This is a genomic window from Pseudomonas sp. 22515, assembly GCF_052044625.1.
GTDB lineage: Bacteria > Pseudomonadota > Gammaproteobacteria > Pseudomonadales > Pseudomonadaceae > Aquipseudomonas > Aquipseudomonas alloputida.
This window is the reverse complement of sequence record NZ_JBQENN010000030.1, coordinates 25,052-46,955: the sequence shown is the minus strand read 5'-3', so window position 1 is coordinate 46,955 and position 21,904 is coordinate 25,052. Positions and strand designations below refer to the sequence as shown.

Here is a 21,904-nt window from a genome sequence, read left to right as displayed (position 1 = left end):
GGAGAGAAGTGCTTGGACAGAGTGTTCATCGAAGGCCTGGAAGTCGATACCGTTATCGGTGCCTATGACTGGGAGCGGGATATTCGCCAGTGCTTGCGCCTGGACCTGAGCTTTGCCTGGGACAACCGCCCGGCCGCCGCCGGAGACGACCTGAACCTGGCGCTGGATTACGCCAGTGTGTCGGCGCGCATCCAGGCGTTTGCCGAACAGGCCCGTTTCGAGCTGGTTGAAACATTTGCCGAGCGCCTGGTGGCCACCCTGATGGACGAGTTCCACATCCCTTGGGTGCGCTTGAAGCTGACCAAGCCGGGCGCGGTGCCGGCGGCCCGTGGTGGTGTAGGCGTGGAGATCGAGCGCGGATGTCTTTGAGCACGGTTTACCTGGGCCTGGGCAGCAATATCGACCGTGAGGCGCATTTGTGCGCCGGGCTCGATGCGTTGGCTGGCATCCTGACCGACATGCGCTGTTCGCCGGCATTCGAAAGCCAGGCGGTGGGCATCAAGAGCGGGCCGTTCATCAACTTCGTGGTGACCGGGCAAACCGCGTTGCCGTTGATCGAGCTGGACCGCCGGCTGAAGTTCATCGAGGCCGACAATGGCCGCTATGCCCCGGACCGCAAAGGGTTGCCGCTGGATATCGACGTGCTGATGTATGACGATTTGCACGGTACCTTCGATGGGCTGGTATTGCCCCGTGCCGAGATCCTGAAGAACGCTTTTGTGCTGTGGCCGCTGTCGTTGCTGGCACCCGACCTGGTGCATCCGGGGGTGGGCAAGCGCATGGCGCAGCTGTGGCAGGAAGCGCAGATCGATCAGGTGCTGGCCCCGGTCGCCTTTGAGTGGCGCGGGTTGCAGTTGACGCCCGCTTAAGCCTGTATCGGCCTCTTCGCGGGTTTACCCGCGAATACGGTGGCGGCTGCGACGGTGAACCGCGGGTGGAAATTGGCCAGCAGGTCTGGCCCTTTCGCGGGTAAACCCGCTCCTACAACGGGCTGTGCCCAACCCTCGATGTGTGCCCCTGTAGGGGCGGGTTTACCCGCGAAGAGGCCGGTAGGTCTAACCGCGCTGGTAAGCTTCGAGCGCTTTCAGCCGTTCACCTTTGAGTGCTTCGCCCAGTGCCTGACCCGTCAGCCCGGCTTGCACCAACGGCTTCACATCCACCGCTCGCGCCGCCGCTGCTGCGCCTCGCAGGTAATCGGCCTGTGGGTAACCCTGCTCGCCATCGCCCCGCGCCGCCATCTCGCAAACGACCAAAAAATCCTCAAATCGCTGCGGCCGTCGGTACACATCGAACTTCTGCAACAGCTCCAGCAGTGCCGTGGCAGGCAGTTCGAGCGCCTGATTGCCCTGCGCCAGGCATTCCCCTGTCAGCATGGCCAGTTCCTGGCACTCACGCGGTGCCTTCAGGCGCTGGTTGACGGCTTTGATTGATGTCGGTGACAACCCCCGCAACAGGCAGGCCCAGCGCACGTGCAGCGGTTGTTCGTGCACCGCTGCCTGCTCGAGCGCCGCCAATGTCCGGGAGCTGTCATCGAGCTCTGGCAGCAGCTCCTGCAGGGCCCCGCACGCGCTCAGCACCTTGAAGAACACCTGCGGTTGCACTTCCATCAGCGCGCGCTCGATTTCCTTCCAGCTGCGCTCGGCAGTGAGTGCCTGCAGTTCGCCCGAGGCGCTGATCTGACGCATCAGCGCCAAGGTTTCATCGGCAACCCGGAACCCCAGTGGTGCGTAACGGGCAGCAAAGCGTGCAACACGCAGCACACGCAAAGGATCTTCGGCGAATGCCGGGGAAACATGGCGTAGCAGGCGTTTATCCAGGTCTTGCTTGCCTTGGTAGGGGTCGTATACCGTGCCGGCCTCATCCTCGGCCATCGCATTGATGGTGAGGTCGCGACGGATCAGGTCCTCTTCCAGGGTTACGTCGGGGCTGGCGTGAAAGGTGAACCCGCCGTAGCCTCGCCCACTCTTGCGCTCGGTGCGCGCCAGGGCGTATTCCTCGCCGGTTTTCGGGTGCAGGAACACCGGGAAATCGGCACCCACCGGCCGATAGCCCTTGGCGAGCATTTCTTCGACGGTGGCGCCCACCACCAGCCAGTCGATATCGCTGACAGGGCGGCCGAGCAGGCGGTCGCGCACGGCGCCGCCAACTTTGTAGATGTGCATGTGCAGCTCTCCATAACTGCCGACAGGATAACCCGTCGGCGGTCATGGGGTTGCATCAGAGGTGGTGGATAACGGCCAGGTCCATGCGACCGTAATCGGCGCTTTCGCTATGCTCGCCGCGCGGCGGCATGTGGTGAGTACTCATCACTTGCTCGCCTTGCACGGTCTCCAGGTGGATATCGAAGCCCCACAGGCGATGCAGGTGCTTGAGCACTTCGTCGGTCGAGTCGCCCAGCGGTTTGCGGTTGTGTTGCTGGTGTCGCAGGGTCAGCGAGCGGTCTCCGCGGCGGTCGACGCTCCAGATCTGTACGTTCGGTTCACGGTTGCCCAGGTTGTACTGCGCTGCCAGCTGCTCACGAATCACCCGGTAGCCGGCCTCATCATGGATGGCGGGCACCAGCAGGTCGTCGCGCTGGTCGTCATCGAGGATGCTGAACAACTTGAGGTCGCGCATCACCTTGGGCGACAGATACTGCAGGAGGAAGCTCTCGTCCTTGAAGCTGCTCATGGCGAACTTGATGGTAGAAAGCCAGTCACTGCCGGCAATGTCGGGGAACCAGTGGCGATCTTCTTCGGTGGGGTTTTCGCACATGCGGCGGATGTCGGTGTACATCGCAAAGCCCAGCGCGTAGGGGTTGATGCCGCTGTAGTACGGGCTGTCGAAGCCGGGCTGGAACACCACGCTGGTGTGCGACTGCAAGAACTCCATCATGAAGCCTTCGGTAATCAGCCCCTCGTCGTACAGGTCGTTCATCAGGGTGTAGTGCCAGAAGGTTGCCCAGCCTTCGTTCATCACCTGGGTCTGGCGCTGCGGGTAGAAGTACTGGGCGATCTTGCGCACGATGCGCACTACTTCACGCTGCCAGGGTTCAAGCAGCGGGGCGTTCTTCTCGATGAAATACAGGATGTTTTCCTGCGGTTCGGCGGGGAAGCGCCCCTCATCGCGGTCGTTACCCTTTTCGGCGTTTTTCGGAATTGTCCGCCAAAGGTCGTTGATCTGACGCTGAAGGTGCTCTTCGCGCTCCTGTTGCCGGCGCCGCTCTTCTTCGGCAGAAATAGGGTAAGGCCGTTTGTAGCGGTCGACACCGTAGTTCATCAGGGCATGGCAGGAGTCGATCAAGTCCTCCACAGCATCGATACCGTGGCGCTCCTCGCACTGGGCGATGTACTGCTTGGCGAACACCAGATAGTCGATGATCGAACTGGCGTCAGTCCAGGTACGGAACAGGTAATTGCCTTTGAAAAAACTGTTATGGCCGTAGCACGCGTGCGCAATCACCAGTGCCTGCATGCACATGGTGTTTTCTTCCATCAGGTAGGCGATACAAGGGTCGGAGTTGATCACGATCTCGTAGGCCAGGCCCATCTGGCCGCGGCTGTAGGACTTTTCCGTACTGAGGAACTGCTTGCCGTAGGACCAGTGGTGGTAGCCCAGCGGCATGCCGACCGAGGCGTAGGCGTCCATCATCTGTTCGGCAGTGATGACCTCGATCTGGTTGGGGTAGGTGTCCAGGGCGTAACGCTCGGCCAAGCGGCTGATTTCCCGGTCGTAGGTCTGGATCAGCTCGAACGTCCACTCGGACCCAGTGGAAATGGGTTGGCGTCTCTGTGCTCTGGCGGTCATGTGGCTAACCTGCGCTGGAAGAGTTCACGGAAGACCGGGTAGATATCGCCGGCCGATACCAACTGCTGCTGGGCGAACGTGTCGGGGAAAGCATCTCCGATACGCTCGTATTCATACCACAGCGCCTGGTGTTCACGGGGGGTGATCTCAACGTAAGTGTAGTACTGCACATGCGGCATGATCTGTTTGGAGAGGATGTCGCGGCAGATGGGCGAGTCGTCGTTCCAGTTGTCGCCATCAGAAGCCTGCGCGGCATAGATGTTCCAGTCGCTGGCCGGGTAGCGCTCGGCCATGATCTCCTGCATCAGCTTGAGGGCACTGGAGACGATGGTGCCGCCGGTTTCCCGCGAGTAGAAGAACTCTTCTTCATCGACTTCCCGAGCACTGGTGTGGTGGCGAATGAACACGACTTCGATGCGCTCGTAGTTACGCTTGAGGAACAGGTACAGCAGGATGAAGAAGCGCTTTGCGATGTCCTTGGTGGCCTGGGTCATCGAGCCGGATACGTCCATCAGGCAGAACATCACTGCCTTCGAGCTGGGGTTGGGTTGCTTGACCAGCAGGTTGTACTTGAGGTCGAAGGTGTCGAGGAAGGGCAGGCGGTTGATACGTGCCTTCAGGCGCTCGATTTCCTGTTCGACTTCCTGGATATCGGTGAAATTATCTGGCTCTTCGACCCGCAGGCGATCGAGTTCCTTTTGTGCTTCGCGCAGCAGGGCGCGGCTGCTGCCGGTCAGGGCGATACGCCGGGCATGGGCCGAGCGCAGGGTGCGCACGATGTTGATGCGTGACGGGTTGCCTTCGTTGGCGATGCCGGCGCGAACAGTCTTGAAGGTATCGGCGCCAGTCAGGTGACGTTTGACCAGGTTGGGTAACTCGAGGTCTTCGAACATGAATTCGAGAAATTCTTCCTGGGTGATCTGGAAGACGAACTCGTCCATGCCCTCGCCGGAATTGCCGGCCTTGCCGCGACCGCCACCGCCTCCACCGCCTTGCGGCCGTGGGATGTGTTCACCGGCAGTGAACTCTTTGTTGCCAGGATGCACGATGGTCTGTTTGCCCCCGCGACCATGATGCAAGACGGGTTCGTCGATGTCGCGCCCGGGAATACTGATCTGCTCGCCGTGTTCCATATCCATGATGGAACGGCGGCTCACCGCCTCTTCGACGGCCTTCTTGATATGTTCGCGGTACCGCCGCAGGAAGCGCTGGCGGTTGACCGTGCTCTTGTTCTTGCCGTTCAGGCGTCGGTCTATAACGTAGCTCATGGTCCCTCCGGTGACTGGATGCAGCTGCAACCCACAAGCTGCAAGCCACAAGCTTCAAGCTGCAAGAAAGAGCAGCCACCGCCGCTGCAAGCTGTGACGCGGGCAGCAATGCCAACGCCAGGCAGCTTGCAGCTTGCGGCTCGTAGCTTGCCGCTTTATTGCGATTTCCTGACCCGCAGGTACCATTCCGACAGCAGGCGCACCTGTTTGTCGGTATAGCCACGCTCCACCATCCGGGTGACGAAGTCGTTGTGTTTCTTCTGGTCCTCTTTGCTGGCCTTGGCGTTGAAGCTGATGACCGGCAGCAGGTCTTCGGTGTTGGAGAACATTTTCTTCTCGATCACGACCCGCAGCTTTTCATAACTCAGCCAGCTTGGATTCTTGCCATTGTTGTTAGCGCGTGCGCGCAGTACGAAGTTGACGATCTCGTTGCGGAAGTCTTTCGGGTTGCTGATGCCAGCCGGTTTCTCGATCTTTTCCAGTTCCTCGTTGAGCGCAATGCGGTTGAGAATTTCGCCGGTTTCCGGGTCGCGGTATTCCTGATCCTGGATCCAGAAGTCTGCATACAACACGTAGCGGTCGAAGATGTTCTGGCCGTATTCGCTGTAGGACTCCAGGTAGGCGGTCTGGATTTCCTTGCCGATAAACTCGATGTAGCGCGGTGCCAGGTATTCCTTCAGGTAGCGCAGATAGCGTTCGCGCACTTCAGCCGGGAATTGTTCCTGTTCGATCTGCTGTTCGAGGACATACAGCAGGTGCACCGGGTTGGCGGCAATTTCGTGTGGGTCGAAGTTGAACACCTTGGACAGGATCTTGAAGGCGAAGCGCGTCGACAGGCCGTTCATGCCTTCGTCGACACCCGCAGAGTCCCGGTATTCCTGGATCGACTTGGCCTTTGGATCGGTGTCCTTGAGGTTTTCCCCGTCGTAAACGCGCATCTTGGAATAGATATTGGAGTTCTCTGGCTCTTTCAGGCGGGAAAGCACCGTGAACTGAGCCAGCATCTTGAGCGTATCGGGCGCACAGTGGGCCTTGGACAGCGAGCTGTTGACCAGCAGTTTGTCGTAGATCTTTATTTCATCGCTGACCCGCAGGCAGTACGGCACCTTGACGATATAGATCCTGTCGATGAACGCTTCGTTGTTCTTGTTGTTACGGAAGGTGTGCCACTCCGATTCGTTGGAGTGCGCCAGCAGAATCCCGGTATAGGGAATCGCCCCAAGGCCTTCAGTACTGTTGTAGTTGCCTTCCTGGGTGGCGGTGAGCAAGGGGTGCAGGACCTTGATCGGCGCCTTGAACATTTCGACGAATTCCATCAGGCCCTGGTTGGCCCGGCACAGCGCGCCCGAGTAGCTATAAGCATCGGCGTCGTTCTGTGGGTATTCCTCAAGTTTGCGGATATCGACCTTGCCGACCAGGGCCGAGATGTCCTGGTTGTTTTCATCGCCGGGTTCGGTCTTGGCAATGGCGATCTGGTTAAGAATCGACGGGTACAGCTTCACCACCTTGAACTTGGAGATGTCCCCGCCAAACTCCTGCAGGCGCTTGGTGGCCCAAGGCGACATGATGGTATTGAGGTAGCGCCGTGGGATGCCGAACTCTTCCTCGAGAATGGCCCCATCTTCGGTGGCATTGAACAAGCCCAGAGGTGACTCGAATACCGGCGAGCCCTTGATCGCGTAGAACGGCACCTTTTCCATCAGCTGCTTGAGTTTTTCCGCCAGCGAGGACTTGCCGCCGCCTACCGGGCCCAGCAGATAGAGGATCTGTTTCTTCTCTTCCAGGCCTTGGGCGGCGTGGCGGAAGTACGACACGATCTGGTCGATGCACTCTTCCATGCCATGGAAGTCGGCAAAGGCCGGATAGCGGCGGATAACCTTGTTGGAGAAGATGCGCGACAGCCTGGAGTTGGTAGAGGTGTCGATCAGTTCTGGCTCACCGATGGCCAGCAACAGCCGTTCGGCCGCCGATGCGTAGGCACTGCGATCCTCTTTGCACAGCTCGAGGTACTCCTGCAGCGAGAGTTCTTCCTGGCGCGTAGACTCGAAACGTTGTTGGAAGTGGCTAAAAATACTCATGACGTCACCTCGCTCGATACGTGGAGACGACGCCGGATCAGTCAGCTGATGCTGGCATGCAACCGGGTTGGCCGATTGCTGTATACCCCCCAGAACACCCTGTAACGCTACCGATGACCCGCACGCCGGTGTACCGGCTCTCCCCTTTTTTGGATGGCCTGAGCTTAAGCGTAGTTGGTTATCTGCAAGGTCAAGGGGCGAGGAGGGCAGAAGTTACGAATGACCGTTCGTCAGATAAGCCGCAAGCCCGCACGGGGCGCGGGCTGCAGGAAAAATTAAAAAAATTATTCAGTGCTGCCTTGGGCGGTCTCGGCCGGGTAGGTCGCACGCCACAGTTCGAAGCCGCCGTCCACGCTGTACACGTCGGAGAAACCCTGGCCTACCAGGTAGGCGGCAGCGCTTTGGCTGGAATTGCCGTGATAGCAGACCACCAGGGTTGGCGCGTCGAGGTCGGCGTTGCGGATGAAATCGGCGACCGAGTGGTTATCCAGGTGCCGGGCGCCGGTGATGTGGCCGGCGGCGAAGGCCTGTGGGTCGCGAATGTCGACGACGACCGCACCTTCTTTCTTGCGAAGCTCCAAGGCCTGCTCAGGAGGGATGCGCTTGAATTCGCTCATGGGTACTACTTCCTTCAGGTGTGGTCGTTGAGTGTAGTGGGTTGTGCCGGCTGGCGCAGGGTGCCGTCGTCGGCGCAGTCGCAGCGGTGGTATTCGCCGCTGTCGACGTTGTACAGGGTCATGGCGCCGCCCCATACGCAGCCAGTGTCCAGGGCGATGACGTCGGGCTCGGTGACCTCACCCTGCAGAGCGGCCCAATGGCCAAAGATGATCTTCACATGGCGTGAGCGGCGGTCCTTGTGCGCGTACCAGGCTTTGTAGCCTTTGGGCGCGCTACCCAGGCCTTCCTTGCTCTTGAGGTCGAGTTTGCCATCGGCCGTGCAGAAGCGCATGCGGGTGAAGTAGTTGGTGATGACCCGCAGGCGTTCGACGCCGGCGAGGTTCTTGCTCCACTTGTTCGGCTCGTTGCCATACATGCCGTCGAGGTACAGCTGCAGGCGGTTGTCGTCACGCAGCACTTCCTCGACCTCGGCAGCGAGCTCCAGGGCTTTGCCAAGGGTCCATTGTGGCGGTATGCCGGCATGAACCAGGGCGATGCCGCGGGGCTCGTCGTAATGCAGCAGCTTCTGCTGGCGCAGCCAGTCGAACAGCTGGTCGGCGTCCGGCGCTTCGATGATCTCGCGCAGTGTGTCGCTTTTCTTGAGGCGCTCGACGTTGTGCCAGGCGGCCAGCAGGTGCAGGTCATGGTTGCCCAGCACGCAGACCAGTGAATGACGGATCGAGTACAGGAAGCGCAGGGTTTCCAGTGACTCGGGGCCGCGGTTGACCAGGTCGCCGACCAGCCACAGGCGGTCGACGGCGGGGTTGAAACTGACGCGATCGAGCAGGCATTTGAGTGGCTGCAGGCAGCCCTGCAGGTCACCGACGGCGTAGGTGGCCATCAGTGCAGCGCTCCGGGCACTGCCAGCCGGAAGGGGGCAATCTCGGCGTCGAAGCGCTTACCGTCTTCGGCGAACATCTGGTAGCTGCCCTGCATGGTGCCAACGCGGGTGCTGATGACGGCACCACTGCTGTAAGTGTGGCTCTGACCAGGGTCGATGTTGGGTTGCTGGCCGACCACGCCGGCGCCGCGTACTTCCTCAACCTCGCCGTCACCGTTGGTGATCAGCCAGTGGCGCGACAGCAACTTGGCACTGAGCGAGCCGTTGTTCTGCACGGTAATGGTGTAGGCGAAAGCGAAGCGACTGTTTTCGGGGTCGGATTGTTCTTTCAGGTAGCGGGTCACGACGCTGACGTCGATTTGATAGCGGGGGTCGGACATGCAAGGGCCTTGGGCGAACTGACGCAATAATGCAGTCTAGGCCATTGGGAGGGGGGAGGGCCAGCGGTGATCGGGCTTGGGGGGGTGTGTTGTCTGTGCCGGCCGCTTCGCGGGTAAACCCGCTCCTACAAGGGGTCGCACAGGATTTGAGGGTTGTGCGATCCCTTGTGGCCCGCGAAGCGGCCGGTACAGGCTAAATCAGGCTTGTTGCTGATCCGCCAGCTGGTCTGCCAGGCGCACGAAGGCTGCCAGGTCGAGCTGTTCAGGGCGCAGGCTGCCATCAACGCCTGCAGCCTCGATGGCGGCGCTGTCCAGCAGGCCTTTCATGGTGTTGCGCAGCGTCTTGCGGCGCTGGTTGAACGCTTCGCGAACGACACGCTCCAGCAGCAGGTGGTCCTTGGCCGGGAACGGCAGCACTTCGTGCGGCACCAGGCGGACGATTGCCGAATCCACTTTCGGGGGTGGGTTGAAGGCTCCAGGGCCGACATTGAACAGGTGCTCCACGCGGCAGTGGTACTGCACCATGATCGACAAGCGCCCCCAGTCACCGCCGCCAGGGCCGGCGGCCATGCGCTCGACCACTTCCTTTTGCAGCATGAAATGCATGTCGCGGATCAGCCCGGCGTGGCTGAGCAGGTGGAAGATCAGCGGGGTGGAGATGTTGTAGGGCAGGTTGCCAACCACCTTGAGGCTGCGCGGCGGCACGCCCAGCTGGTTGAAGTCGAACTTCAGGGCGTCACCCTGGTGCAGGCGGAAGTTGCTGCGATCAGCGAACTTGTGCTGCAGGATCGGCACCAGGTCTTTGTCCAACTCCACCACGTCCAGCTGTGCGCCACTGCCCAGCAGGCCTTCGGTCAGGGCGCCCTGGCCCGGGCCGATTTCCAGCAGGTGTTCGCCGGCCTTGGCGTTGATGGCACGCAGGATGCGGTCGATGATACCGGCGTCGTGCAGGAAGTTCTGGCCGAAGCGCTTGCGCGCCCGGTGTTGGTATTGCTCGTTCATGGTCGGTTCTCGGCCATCTGGTAGGCGGTTTCCAGTGCGACGCGCAGGCTGCCGGTGTCGACTTTGCCAGTGCCGGCCAGGTCCAGGGCGGTGCCGTGGTCAACCGACGTGCGGATGATTGGCAGGCCCAGGGTCACGTTCACTGCTGCGCCGAAGCCTTTGTACTTGAGTACGGGAAGGCCCTGGTCGTGGTACATCGCCAGCACCGCATCGCAGTGCTCCAGATATTTGGGGGTAAACAGGGTATCGGCTGGCAGCGGCCCGCGCAGGTCCATGCCTTCGGTGCGCAGGCGGGCCAAGGTCGGCTCGATGATGTCGATTTCTTCGCGGCCCAGGTGGCCGCCCTCGCCCGCGTGCGGGTTGAGGCCGCACACGAGGATACGCGGGTTGGCAATGCCGAACTTGTCGCGCATGTCGGCATGCAGGATACGGGTTACACGTTCAACGCGCTCTGCAGTGATAGCGTCGGCAACATCACGCAGTGGCAGGTGCGTGGTCACCAGGGCCACGCGCAGGCCGCGGGTGGCCAGCATCATTACCACTTGTGCGGTGCGGGTCAGTTCGGCAAGGAATTCGGTATGCCCGGAAAAGGCGATACCGCTTTCGTTGATCACACCCTTGTGAACCGGGGCCGTGATCATCCCGGCGAAGTGGCCGTCCAGGCAACCTTGGCCAGCGCGGGTCAGGGTTTCCAGCACGAACGCTGCGTTGGCCTTGTCGAGCTGGCTTGGCACCACCGGAGCCGCCAAGGGGGTATCCCAGACGTACAGGCTACCTGCGGGTGCCGGGAGGTCAGGCCATTGGCCCGGGGCTACCGGCAGCAGGCTGACGGCCAGCCCCAGCTGCGTGGCCCGCTCGGCGAGCAGGTCACGGCTGGTGATGGCGATCAGGGGGTGGGGCTGGGCGTCTGCGGCGAGCAGCAGGCACAGGTCGGGGCCTATGCCGGCCGGCTCGCCGGGGGTGACGGCGAAGCGCAGGGGCTTCACTGGGCGGCCTGGTCAGCGCCAGGCAGCTTGATTTCAACGTAGGCTTCGTCGCGGATCTGGCGCAGCCAGGTTTGCAGCTCTTCGTCGTACTTACGGTTGCGCAGTACGCTCAGGGCCTGCTGTTCGCGAGCCTGCTCGGTGCTGTCGGTGGCGCGGCGGCCCAGCACTTCCAGAACGTGCCAGCCGTACTGGGTCTTGAACGGTTTGGTCACCACGCCTTGCTGGGCATTGGCCATCTGTTCACGGAACTCCGGTACCAGGCTGTTCGGATCGACCCAGTTGAGGTCGCCGCCGTTGAGTGCCGAACCCGGGTCTTCCGAGAAGCTCTTGGCCAGTTCGCCGAAGTCTTCGCCGTTCTTGATCCGATCGTACAGACGCTCGGCCAACTGCTGGGTGGCCGCCTCGCTGCGGATCTCGCTTGGCTTGATCAGGATGTGGCGCACATGCACTTCGTCACGCAGAACGTTCTCGCTGCCGCCGCGCTTCTCCTCGAGCTTGAGGATGATGAAGCCGTTGGGGATGCGAATAGGCTGGGTAATTTCGCCCACCGGCATGCTGCTGAGCATCTTGGCGAAGTCGGGTGGCAGCTGACCGGCTTTACGCCAGCCCATCTCGCCGCCTTCCAGGGCGTTTTCGCTGGCCGAGTTGGCAATCGCCATCTGGCCGAAGTCAGCACCCTGGCGCAGTTGCTGGTAAACGTCACCGACCTTGCGCGCAGCCTTCTGGATATCGTCCGAGTTGGCGGCTTCCGGGGTCGGGATGAGGATGTTGGCCAGGCGGTACTCTTCCGACATCTGCATCTTGCCCAGGTCCGAGGCCAGGAAGTTCTTCACTTCCTGCTCGGACACCTGAATGCGTTCGGCAACGCGGCGTTGGCGCACGCGGCTGATGATCATCTCGCGCTTGACCTGCTCGCGAGCGTCGTCGAACGACAGGCCGTCACGGGCCAGCGCCGCGCGGAACTGGTCCAGCGACATGCCATTGCGCTGGGCAATGGTGCCAATGGCCTGGTTCAGCTCTTCGTCGGTGATGCGGATGCCAGAGCGCTCGCCGATCTGCAGCTGCAGGTTCTCGACGATCAGGCGCTCCAGGACCTGCTGTTCCAGGGCGCTGGTCGGCGGCACGCCGCCGCCGCGCTTGGCGATGGTTTGCTGGACCTCATGGACACGCTGGTCCAGCTGGCTTTGCATGACCACGTCGTTGTCGACGATAGCCACCACGCGATCAAGAGGTTGCACCGCGGCATGCACCGCGCCACTCAGCAAAGCGACGCCCAGCAACACTGGGCGCAGACGATCAATAAGCTTGGTCTTCACGTTCACGGTAACCTTGAATGCCTTGGTCGAGGAAAGACTCGACCTTGTTGCCAACTACGCCGCCGAGGCCTTTCAGGACGATCTGAAGGAAGACACCGTGGTCGCCTTTTTCGTTCTGTGGAAGGGCCTGGCTGAAATCGTCGTAGTCGATCCAGTAACGGTTGATCAGGCGCAGCTTCCAGCAGCAGTTGTCGTATTCGAAACCACCCATGGCTTCCAGGGTGCGGTTGCGGTTGTAGTCATGCTGCCAGCGAGCGATAACGTTCCATTGCGGCACGATCGGCCAGATGACCGAGAAGTCGTGCTGCTGGATCTTGTAGTAATCCTTGATGTAGTTCGGATCGCCCGGGGTGCCATAGTCACCGCCGCCCACTTTCCAGGTACCCGTGGTCGAGTCGTAGGCAATGGTGTCGTTACGGTAGCGATAACCGAGGTTGACGATCTTGTTCGGGTTGTCTTCAGGCTGGTAGTGGAACATCGCGCTGCCCGAGCGGGTGCTGCGGCTGTCCGGGTCCCAGTTGAAGTCCGAATTGAAGCGCCAGTCGCGGTTGAAGTAGTAGTTGTACACCAGAGCGTATGGCGATACATCGGACTGCGCGTCCTTGCGGGTGCGGTAGTCGATGCCTGGCAGCTGGACCTTGCGGTCTTTGAAGTAGTAGGCCTGGCCGATGCTGAAGTTCTGGCGCTCGAAGCCGTTGTCTTCGATCCAGCGGGTGGTCACGCCCAGCGACAGTTTGTTTTCGTCGCCGATACGGTCAGTGCCGCTGAAGCGGTTGTCGCGGAACAGCGAATCGTAGCTGAACAGGGTTTCGCCGGTATCGAACAGCGGGATGTCCTTCTGGTCCTTGTACGGAACATAGAGGTAGAACATGCGCGGTTCGAGGGTTTGACGGTAATTGTTGCCAAACAGCGAGGTGTTGCGGTCGAAGTACAGGCCGCTGTCGACGCTGAAGATTGGCACGTCGCGGCTAACAGAGCTGTCGTAGCTTCCGTACGCGTCTGGATTGGCGGTTTGCAAGGCGATTGCATCGGCTTTGCCTTTGCTGTCCAGATCAAGATCGTACTGGGTGTAGGCATATTTCAGCTTGGGTGTGAGGAACCCATAGCTGGCTGTCATTGGATAGCTGATTGACGGCGCGACATTCAGGCGCGTGCCGTTGGCCCGCTCGATACCTTGAATATTTTCGTCAAGCCGACGACCATCGGGCCCTGCTGTGAGGTCCAGGTTGCCGTCCTTGTCGAACACGGTGTCGTTCTTCAAGTCACGTTCGAAGCGCGCGGCCTCGGTTTCGTAAGCGAAGTTCAACCCCCCTGGCTGATAAGGCAGTACGCCATTGAGGGTAATCTGCGGCAGTCGATCATAAGGCGTGATCTGCGAAATGGTCGCCGCCTCGTAGGCATGTACATTCAGCCGTGCGGTGTAGCTATCGCCCCGGTAGGTCAATGCACCCTGCTGATTCAGGAAGTCGCGGCTTTCCACGCCAATCTGGTCAGATTCCAGGTCCTGGAAGTAGAACGGGTCGCTGATGTCGGTGTAGTCCACCTCGGTCATCAGGCGTTCGTCCAGGCCACCCTTGTGCTGCCAGTTGACCATCCAGCGCTGATCTTCGTAATCCGTCTGATCTTTGCGGTCGTCGTTCTTGTCGTTCAGGTAGGCGCCGCCGAACTGGCCTTCGCTGGAAGGTGTCAGGTAGCGGAACTCGCCTTCCATCAGCAGGCCGCGCTTGGCCATGTAACGCGGGTACAACGTGGCGTCGTAGTTAGGCGCCAGGTTGAAGTAGTACGGCGTGACCAGCATGAAGCCGGTGTCGCTGCTGGTGCTGAACGAGGGCGGCAGGAAACCGGACTGGCGACGGTCGTCAATCGGGAAGTAGATGTACGGTGTATAGAACACCGGGAAATCCTTGACCCGTAGCGTAACGTTGGTCGCAGTACCGAAACCGGTGGCCGGGTTCAGGGTGATGTTGTTGCCCTTCAGCTGCCAGGCGTTGCTACCCGGTTCGCAGGTGGTGTACGTACCGTCTTTGAGGCGGATGATGGCGTTTTCGCCACGCTTGGCGTACAGGGCACTGCCGCGGATGTGCGACTTGTGCATCACGTATTCGGCGTTGTCGACCTGGGCTTCGCCAGTGTCGAGCTGGATCTGGGCCTCGTCACCGACCACCAGCGAACCGTTGTCACGGATCTTGACGTTGCCCTTGAGCTCGCCACGGTTTTCGGCCTGGTAGAGGTTGGCCTCGTCGGCTTCGGCCTGCATGCTGCCCTGGCGCATCACCACGTCACCGGCGAGGGTAGCGACCTGCTGCTCCTGCTGGTACTTGGATACCTTGGCATTGATGTAGGTTGGCGACTCGTCCTTCGGCGTGGTGTCGGCCATGCCCGGGCGGGTTGGCTCGATATACGCGCCACCGCAGTACGGGCCGGTTTCAGCCAGCTGCGCGGCGGTGAGCTTTTCACGCGGAACCCAGTCCAGGTGGCTGTAGTCTTCGCTGCGCGACTTCAGACCACGGCCCTTGGCCTCGGTAACCAGCACGGGCCGGTCCGCAGTTTCGGCTTCGCCCGCCGCTTCGGTACCGGAGCTGACGGCTGCACCTTCGTGCACCGGGCGCGGTGGCAAGTTGTTGACTGGGGTTTTGGGCTTGCAGTCCCAACCACCGGCGGCGGACACTTGGCAGTCGAACTGTTCGGCTGCCACTACGTATGAGGTGGCCAGAGGTTGCAGGGCCAGCAGACCGCCGGTTACCAGCAACGGAAACTTTCTACGAAACGCGGGGGATTTCAATGCCATCTTATTAGTCCGGGCTTCCTGCGTGCCATCTGCCCGCGTGTGGGGCCGCACGCCTCTCGATGGTCTGAAAAAGATGCTGGATAATAAAGCATGACCCGCTTGACGGCTAGGGCCGTCGGAGACCCTTGCAATGCCTGAACACGATGTACGCCTGCAACAACTGACGGTCTGGCTCGATGAACAGCTCAATGATCTTTTCCGTGACAACGCCTGGGGCGAGGTGCCTGCAGGCAGCTTGACCGCTGCCAGCAGCGACGCCAGCTTCCGCCGCTATTTCCGCTGGCAGGGCGCTGGCCACAGTTTCGTGATCATGGATGCGCCCCCCCCGCAGGAAAACTGCCGACCGTTCGTCGCCATCGACCACCTGCTGGCCAGCGCTGACGTCCATGTGCCGCTGATCCACGCCCAGGACCTGGAACGCGGCTTTTTGTTGCTTGGGGATCTGGGCACTCAGACATACCTTGACATCATCAATGCCGACAACGCCGATGGCCTGTTCGCCGACGCCATCGATGCCCTTCTGAAGTTCCAGCGTTTGCCGATGGACGCGCCGCTGCCCAGCTACGACGACGCCCTGCTGCGCCGTGAAGTGGAACTGTTCCCCGAATGGTACGTGGGGCGTGAGCTGGGCCTGACCTTCACCGATGCACAGAAGGCCACCTGGCAGCGCGTCAGCCAGTTGCTGATCGACAGCGCCCTGGCGCAACCCAAGGTGTTGGTACACCGTGACTACATGCCGCGCAACCTGATGCAGAGCACCCCCAACCCTGGTGTGCTGGACTTTCAGGATGCGGTATACGGCCCGGTCACCTACGACATTACCTGCCTGTTCAAGGACGCCTTTGTCAGCTGGCCGCAGGCGCGGGTCGAAGGCTGGCTGAGCGACTACTGGCAGCAGGCGCAGGCGGCTGGCATCCCGGTGCACGCCGAGTTCGAAGCCTTCCACCGCGCCAGTGACCTGATGGGCGTGCAGCGGCACCTGAAGGTGATCGGTATCTTCGCCCGTATCTGCCACCGCGACGGCAAGCCGCGTTACCTGGGCGACGTGCCGCGTTTCTTCGCCTATATAAATGAAGTGATCGGTCGCCGGCCCGAATTGGCGGAGCTGGGTGAGCTGATTGCCGAGTTGCAGGCCGGAGCGCGTGCATGAAGGCCATGATCCTGGCTGCGGGGAAGGGCGAGCGTATGCGCCCGCTGACCCTGCACACCCCAAAACCGTTGGTCCCGGTCGCCGGCCAGCCGCTGATCGAGTACCACCTGCGCGCCCTGGCGGCAGCGGGCGTGACCGAAGTGGTGATCAACCATGCCTGGCTTGGCCAGCAGATCGAGGACCATCTGGGCGACGGTAGCCGCTTCGGCCTGAGCATCCGCTATTCACCTGAAGGTGAACCGCTGGAAACCGGCGGCGGCATCTTCAAGGCCTTGCCTTTGTTGGGTGATGCGCCGTTCCTGCTGGTGAATGGCGATGTGTGGACCGACTACGACTTCGCGCGTCTGCAGGCTCCCCTGCAAGGCCTGGCTCACCTGGTGCTGGTCGACAACCCTGGCCATCACGGCCGCGGTGACTTCCGCCTGATGGGCGAGCAGGTCGTTGACGGCGATGACGCGCCAGGCACGCTGACCTTCAGCGGCATTTCGGTGCTGCACCCGGCGCTGTTCGAAGGTTGCCAGGCGGGTGCCTTCAAGCTGGCACCGTTGCTGCGCCAGGCGATGGCGGCCGGCAAGGTATCTGGCGAACACTACCGTGGGCACTGGGTGGATGTTGGCACGCTTGAACGCCTGGCCGAGGCTGAGTCTCTGATTGGCGAGCGCGCCTGACATGTGGTGGCCAGGCACGGTGATTGGTGTGAGTGCCGGTTTTGCCGTTGCGAGCATACCGGGTGCCTTGCTCGGTGCGTTGCTTGGGCAGGCCATTGACCGCCGGCTGCGCTTGCAAGGCTGGGAAGACATGCGCGAACGCCTGGGTGGGCGCCCTGCATTACGCGACGACGAGTTGTTGTTCGTGATGCTTGGGCGCTTGGCCAAGTGCGATGGCCGGGTAGCCGAGCAGCATATCCAGCAGGCGCGTCAGGAGATGGTGCGCCTGGACCTGGCCGAGGCAGCCCGGCTGCGCGCCATCAATGCGTTCAACCGTGGCAAGGCGGGCAAGGACCGGCTTGGCGGGCACCTGCGGCGCATCAGTCAGCAGCCCCACGCGGCGGAAGGTACCTTGCGGGCGTGTTGGCGCATGGTGTGGGCTGACGGCAAGATGGGCAACAAGGAGCGTGAGTTGCTGCTGGACTGGGGGCAGAAGCTGGGCATGAGCCGACGCCAGGTGCAGGCCATGTCGCTGGAGTACGAGCCGCGCAAGGCCACGGGCGCAGAAAGCGTGCCCATGACCTACGCGGCAGCGTTGCGCTTGCTGGCGGTGGACGCAGACACCGACACCGATAAGGTCAAGCAGGCGTATCGTCGGCTTGTCAGTCGGCATCACCCGGACAAGCTGGCGGGTACTGGTGCCAGCGAGGCGCAGGTGCGTGAAGCAACCGCGCGTACCCGTGAGTTGCACCAGGCCTATGCCATGATCCGCAAGCGGCGCGGCCTTTGACGCCCCGCCACAAGGATCAAGCCTGACTCAGCCCTGAGGGCTCATCCACCCCCGCACCCGGCGGAACAGTTGCTCTTGTTCCGCCGCTTTGTTTGCTGGCATGGCAATCAATGACAATTGTCGGTACTGGCTATCCTTCTGCCGCTTGCTGGCCTGCAGCCGTTGCTGGGCTGCGTTGCGGTCAGCGCTGCGGGTGGCGTAGTAGATATCGGCCGTGGGTACCTTCAAGGTTGGGGCCAGGCTTTCCAGGTCCTGCTCCACCCGTGCAGGGGTCTGTGCAGCGACCATCACCAGTTTTTGTACCTGCGGTGGCTGTTTCTCGCTCAGGTAGCGCGCCGCCCAATATGCACCGCTACCATGGCCGATCAGTACGATGCTGCGGGCATTGTGTTGTTGGGCGAACGCCACGGCGGCATCCAGGCGGGCGAAGATGCGTTCGGCATCTGCCGGGTCGGCCTGCTCGCTGGCTTGTTCGGCATCGGTGCTTTCTGCTGTGTCGGCATCGGCCGCGGTGGCTTGGGCCACGTTGGCGTTGGCGTCGGCCGGCACGTCCTTGACCGGTGCGCTTTCGCCTTTTTCTGGCGCAGGCGCTGCCGGTGGTGTGGCTTCGACCCGTGCTTGCGGGCTGTCTGCGAGCAGGTCGGGCAGGCTGATGCTCAGGCTGTGCCAGCCGATATCAGGGAATTTTTGCCGCAGTGGGCCGACTGCATTTGGCCAGTCGGCCGTTTCGCCTGCACCGGGGACAATGATCACTGCCCCTTGCGGATCGTTGTCGTTTGCCGGCTTCCACAGGGCCAGGAAGCTGTCGGTACCGGCCTGCAGGGTCTGCTGCTCAGCCTTGGGCAGCAGCCGCTCCAGCGCCAGTGCATCCTCCTGGCTGCGTTCCAGCAAGGGTGGGCGTGGGGCCTCGGCAGCCGGTGCCATGGTATTTGTAGGTGGTTTTTCGGCATCTGCGGCCAGGGCGCCGAGTGGAAGGACCGAGGCCAGGCAGCACATTGCCAGCGTCGTGCGATAAAGTGTGGACATGAGTCAACCCAAGGCCAGAATGAAACCGGCAGCCTAATAGTATTTGCCCGTGACGGCCATGCTGCATGACCGTCTTTGCCAAGTCGAGCGTATAGATGAAGCGAGTGCGTCGCCTGTTGGTTATCGGCTGCTTGTGGCTGCCCTTGATTGCCTGGGCCAAGCCCGAGGCGCTGCCCTCTGTGGTGCTGGAGCCTGACCAGCAGCAGTGGCTGGACACCCACCGCAGCCTGCGTGTCGGCTTGGTGTTGCAGGCGCCCTACGCCCAGTTCGACCGGCGTCTGCAGCAACTGTACGGGGCCAATGTGGAGCTGGTGAACAGCCTGGCGCAGGCGCTGCGGCTGGACCTCACCTGGCGTAACTTCAGTGACCAAGCCAGTTTGGAACATGCCCTGCAAAGCGGCGAAATCGACTTCGCCCCTGGCCTTACCCAGACGCCGGCCAGCCTGCGCCTGTGGCTATTTAGCGACCCGTACATGCGCGTGCCACAGCTGGTGGTGGGGCCGCGCACCGGGGCCATGGCCGTGGAGCTGGAAAAGCTTGAAGCCGAGCAACGCGTGGCGGTGCGCATGCCCAGCCCGCTGGCGGATTACCTGCGCGGCAACTACGGCAACCTCAACCTGCAGGGGGTGCCCGACGATCGTGAGGCCTTGCAACTGGTGGTAGGCGGCCAGGCCAGTTTCGCCGTGCTGGATGAAGCGCAGCTCAGCCGCCTGTCGCGCGAGAGCGAGTTCGGTGAGCTGGCGGTGGTCGGCGATATTGGCCTGCCGCAGCTGTTGCGTATCGGTTCGCGGCGCGACTGGCCGCTGCTGGCCGATGTACTTGAACGTGGCTTGCAGGCCGTGCCGGCCAAGGAGCTGGAACAACTGCATCAACGCTGGTTGCAGCCGAAGTACCCGCGCCTGAGCGAGTCGCCGGGCTTCTGGCAGAACATGGCCTTGCTGTTCGGTCTGTTGCTGTTGTGTGCCTTGGCCACGCTGGTGTGGCAACGCCGTCAGCAACGTCAGCTGGAGCGCAGCCTGTTGGCCGCGCGGGAAAGCCTTGTTGAGCGCCAGGTGCGCGAAGAGGCGTTGCGCCTGAGCCAGTTCGCCATCGATCAGAGCACCGTGGGTATCCTCTGGGTCAACTGGGATAGCCATGTGCGTTACGCCAACCATGCCGCCGAGCGCATGTTGGGCTACAGCGAAGGGGCGTTGCTGGAGCGGCCGCTGAGCGACTTCGAGCCGAGCCTGAACATGGACCGTTGGCTGGAGCTGTGGAAGGGGGCGCGGACAGGGGCGGGGGGTGTCGGTCAGTTTGAGACGCAATGCCGGCGGGCTGATCAAAGTTTGCTACCCGTGGAGCTGTCGCTGAGCTTTCTGCGCTTTCGTGATTCCGAATATCTGGTGGTCTACCTCGCCGATGTCACCGAACGCCACCGTGCCCTGGCGGCCCTTCGCGAAAGCGAGGCGCGGCTCAAGGGCATTGCTGGCAACGTACCAGGGTTGGTGTTTCGCCTGGAACGTGACCCGGCCGAGGGCGATCTGGAGTTCCCCTATATCAGTGAGGGTAGCGAGGCTTTGGTAGGTTATGCACCCAGCGAGATCCAGCACCCGCAGATGGGCCTGCGCAACCTGGTGCACCCCGAGGACCGTGCTGATTATCACCGGGTTCAGGACCTGGCCCTGGCCAGCGACCAGGACTGGTCCTGGCAAGGGCGCATCCTCACCCGGCAGGGCGAACAGCGCTGGGCCGATATCAAGGCCAGCGCCCGGCATCTGGGCAACGGCCAGGTGGTGTGGGACGGTGTAGTCTGGGACATCACACAGGGCAAGCGGGCCGAGCTGGCGCTGGCAAAGTCCCAGGAGCAGCTGCGCGAACTCTCGGCCCACCTGGAGAGCGTGCGTGAAGAAGAAAAAGCCCGTATCGCCCGGGAAGTGCATGATGAGCTGGGGCAGATGCTGACCGTGCTCAAGCTGGAAGTGTCGATGTGCGAGCTGGCCTATGCCGAGCTGGACCCTGGCCTGAATGATCGGCTGGCGAGCATGAAACGCCTGATTGCCCAGTTGTTCCAGTTGGTACGCGATGTCGCCACTGCCTTGCGTCCGCCGATCCTCGATGCCGGCATTGCCTCGGCCATCGAATGGCAGGCGCGGCGTTTCGAGGCACGCACGCAAATCCCCTGTCTGGTGCAAGTACCCGATAATCTGCCAGCATTGAGTGATGCCAAGGCCACCGGGCTGTTTCGTATCCTCCAGGAAGCGCTGACCAATGTGATGCGTCACGCCCAGGCGCACAGCGTAGAGATTGAGCTGGTACGTGAGGGCGGACAGTTGCGCATGACGGTCAGTGATGATGGCCAAGGCTTTTGCCGCGAGCAGACCCGGCCCTCCTCATTTGGCCTGGTGGGTGTGCGCGAGCGGGTGCTGATGCTGGGGGGGAGCATGACGCTGGAAAGCGAGCCGGGCGAAGGCACCAGCCTGAGCGTGGCCATTCCGTTGGAGTAGGAGAGCAATCGTGATTCGAGTACTGGTGGCCGAAGACCACACCATTGTCCGTGAAGGCATCAAGCAGTTGATTGGCCTGGCCAAGGACATGCAAGTGGCGGGGGAGGCCGGTAATGGCGAGCAGTTGCTCGAAACCCTGCGCCACACACCGTGCGAGGTGGTACTGCTGGATATCTCGATGCCGGGTGTGAACGGCCTGGAGGCGATCCCGCGTATCCGTGCGCTGCACGATGCTCCAGCGATCCTGATGTTGTCGATGCACGATGAGGCACAGATGGCGGCGCGGGCGCTGAAGGCCGGTGCGGCGGGCTATGCCACCAAAGACAGTGATCCGGCGTTGTTGTTGACAGCGATTCGTCGGGTGGCCGGTGGCGGGCGTTATATCGACCCGTCGCTGGCCGACCGCATGGTGTTCGAAGTAGGCCTCACCGAATCCCGGCCGTTGCACACACTGCTCTCGGAGCGCGAGTTTTCAGTGTTCGAGCGCCTGGCCCAAGGCGCCAACGTCAACGACATCGCCCAGCAGTTGGCGCTGTCGAGCAAGACCATCAGCACCCACAAGGCACGCCTGATGCAGAAGTTGAAAGTGAACTCGCTGGCGGAGCTGGTGAAGTACGCCATGGAGCACAAGCTGGTCTGATTGCGACATACGGGTGCCCGAAACTTCCCGAATCCTCTGTGGGAGCGGGCATGCCCGCGAACGGGC

General features: G+C 61.8%; 19 protein-coding genes. 7 read left to right on the top strand and 12 right to left on the bottom strand.

Going from position 1 to position 21,904, the window contains the following annotated elements; genetic code table 11:
* Positions 1-12: 12 nt before the first annotated feature.
* Positions 13-369, top strand: a complete 357-nt coding sequence (gene folB, locus ACTJJN_RS23095) for a dihydroneopterin aldolase (protein WP_004576188.1) — start codon at positions 13-15, stop codon at positions 367-369.
* Positions 360-869: a 2-amino-4-hydroxy-6-hydroxymethyldihydropteridine diphosphokinase gene (gene folK / locus ACTJJN_RS23090; protein WP_003255569.1), complete on the top strand. Its 510-nt coding sequence runs from the start codon at positions 360-362 to the stop codon at positions 867-869. Before folB ends, folK begins: the two co-directional genes overlap by 10 nt.
* 186 nt (positions 870-1,055) lie before the next feature.
* Here folK and ACTJJN_RS23085 read toward each other — a convergent pair whose 3' ends face one another.
* The 11 genes from ACTJJN_RS23085 to ACTJJN_RS23035 form a co-directional block, all read right to left on the bottom strand.
* A complete protein-coding gene (locus ACTJJN_RS23085; protein WP_440781655.1) occupies positions 1,056-2,162 on the bottom strand; it encodes a multifunctional CCA addition/repair protein in 1,107 nt (368 codons plus the stop codon).
* 55 nt (positions 2,163-2,217) lie between these two features.
* The gene (locus ACTJJN_RS23080) at positions 2,218-3,786 is read right to left on the bottom strand and encodes a SpoVR family protein (RefSeq protein WP_440781654.1); all 1,569 of its coding nucleotides are present in this window, start codon (positions 3,784-3,786) and stop codon (positions 2,218-2,220) included.
* Complete coding sequence (locus ACTJJN_RS23075) at positions 3,783-5,054, bottom strand: YeaH/YhbH family protein (RefSeq protein WP_003255564.1); 1,272 nt, start codon at positions 5,052-5,054, stop codon at positions 3,783-3,785. Before ACTJJN_RS23075 ends, ACTJJN_RS23080 begins: the two co-directional genes overlap by 4 nt.
* A 155-nt stretch (positions 5,055-5,209) precedes the next feature.
* Positions 5,210-7,132, bottom strand: a complete 1,923-nt coding sequence (locus tag ACTJJN_RS23070; protein ID WP_003255563.1) for a PrkA family serine protein kinase — start codon at positions 7,130-7,132, stop codon at positions 5,210-5,212.
* Between the two features lie 284 nt (positions 7,133-7,416).
* The gene (gene glpE / locus ACTJJN_RS23065) at positions 7,417-7,749 is read right to left on the bottom strand and encodes a thiosulfate sulfurtransferase GlpE (RefSeq protein WP_003255562.1); all 333 of its coding nucleotides are present in this window, start codon (positions 7,747-7,749) and stop codon (positions 7,417-7,419) included.
* Positions 7,750-7,763: 14 nt separating this feature from the next.
* Positions 7,764-8,630, bottom strand: a complete 867-nt coding sequence (locus ACTJJN_RS23060; RefSeq protein ID WP_230064804.1) for a symmetrical bis(5'-nucleosyl)-tetraphosphatase — start codon at positions 8,628-8,630, stop codon at positions 7,764-7,766.
* Positions 8,630-9,010 carry a Co2+/Mg2+ efflux protein ApaG gene (gene apaG, locus ACTJJN_RS23055; RefSeq protein ID WP_003255559.1) on the bottom strand — a complete coding sequence of 127 codons (381 nt, stop codon included), beginning with the start codon at positions 9,008-9,010 and terminating at the stop codon, positions 8,630-8,632. Before apaG ends, ACTJJN_RS23060 begins: the two co-directional genes overlap by 1 nt.
* Before the next feature lie 198 nt (positions 9,011-9,208).
* Positions 9,209-10,012, bottom strand: a complete 804-nt coding sequence (gene rsmA, locus ACTJJN_RS23050; protein ID WP_003255558.1) for a 16S rRNA (adenine(1518)-N(6)/adenine(1519)-N(6))-dimethyltransferase RsmA — start codon at positions 10,010-10,012, stop codon at positions 9,209-9,211.
* Positions 10,009-10,998 (bottom strand): 4-hydroxythreonine-4-phosphate dehydrogenase PdxA, encoded by a 990-nt coding sequence (gene pdxA, locus ACTJJN_RS23045; protein ID WP_088513520.1) that lies wholly within the window; start codon positions 10,996-10,998, stop codon positions 10,009-10,011. The genes rsmA and pdxA overlap by 4 nt, the downstream gene beginning before the upstream one ends.
* A complete protein-coding gene (gene surA, locus ACTJJN_RS23040; RefSeq protein ID WP_011953306.1) occupies positions 10,995-12,314 on the bottom strand; it encodes a peptidylprolyl isomerase SurA in 1,320 nt (439 codons plus the stop codon). The genes pdxA and surA overlap by 4 nt, the downstream gene beginning before the upstream one ends.
* The gene (locus ACTJJN_RS23035; protein ID WP_014755128.1) at positions 12,295-15,102 is read right to left on the bottom strand and encodes an LPS-assembly protein LptD; all 2,808 of its coding nucleotides are present in this window, start codon (positions 15,100-15,102) and stop codon (positions 12,295-12,297) included. Before ACTJJN_RS23035 ends, surA begins: the two co-directional genes overlap by 20 nt.
* Positions 15,103-15,232: 130 nt before the next feature.
* Between ACTJJN_RS23035 and ACTJJN_RS23030 the strand changes: the two genes are divergently transcribed.
* Genes ACTJJN_RS23030 through ACTJJN_RS23020 form a run of 3 tightly spaced genes read left to right on the top strand, consistent with a single transcriptional unit; the run spans position 15,233 to position 17,689 of the window.
* Entirely contained in the window at positions 15,233-16,252 is a 1,020-nt protein-coding gene (locus tag ACTJJN_RS23030) for an aminoglycoside phosphotransferase family protein (RefSeq protein WP_014755129.1), read from the top strand.
* A complete protein-coding gene (gene murU / locus ACTJJN_RS23025) occupies positions 16,249-16,920 on the top strand; it encodes an N-acetylmuramate alpha-1-phosphate uridylyltransferase MurU (protein ID WP_014755130.1) in 672 nt (223 codons plus the stop codon). The genes ACTJJN_RS23030 and murU overlap by 4 nt, the downstream gene beginning before the upstream one ends.
* A 1-nt stretch (position 16,921) precedes the next feature.
* Positions 16,922-17,689, top strand: coding sequence for a TerB family tellurite resistance protein (locus ACTJJN_RS23020; protein ID WP_003255552.1), 768 nt, complete (start codon positions 16,922-16,924; stop codon positions 17,687-17,689).
* A gap of 27 nt (positions 17,690-17,716) precedes the next feature.
* Here ACTJJN_RS23020 and ACTJJN_RS23015 read toward each other — a convergent pair whose 3' ends face one another.
* Positions 17,717-18,715, bottom strand: a complete 999-nt coding sequence (locus ACTJJN_RS23015; protein WP_440781653.1) for an alpha/beta hydrolase family protein — start codon at positions 18,713-18,715, stop codon at positions 17,717-17,719.
* Between the two features lie 95 nt (positions 18,716-18,810).
* Between ACTJJN_RS23015 and ACTJJN_RS23010 the strand changes: the two genes are divergently transcribed.
* Together ACTJJN_RS23010 and ACTJJN_RS23005 are read left to right on the top strand one after the other, a co-directional pair.
* Positions 18,811-21,198 (top strand): PAS domain-containing sensor histidine kinase, encoded by a 2,388-nt coding sequence (locus ACTJJN_RS23010; RefSeq protein ID WP_221101127.1) that lies wholly within the window; start codon positions 18,811-18,813, stop codon positions 21,196-21,198.
* A 7-nt stretch (positions 21,199-21,205) separates the two neighbouring features.
* On the top strand, positions 21,206-21,838 hold the full coding sequence (locus ACTJJN_RS23005; protein ID WP_173401663.1) for a response regulator: 633 nt from the start codon (positions 21,206-21,208) through the stop codon (positions 21,836-21,838).
* Positions 21,839-21,904 lie beyond the last annotated feature (66 nt).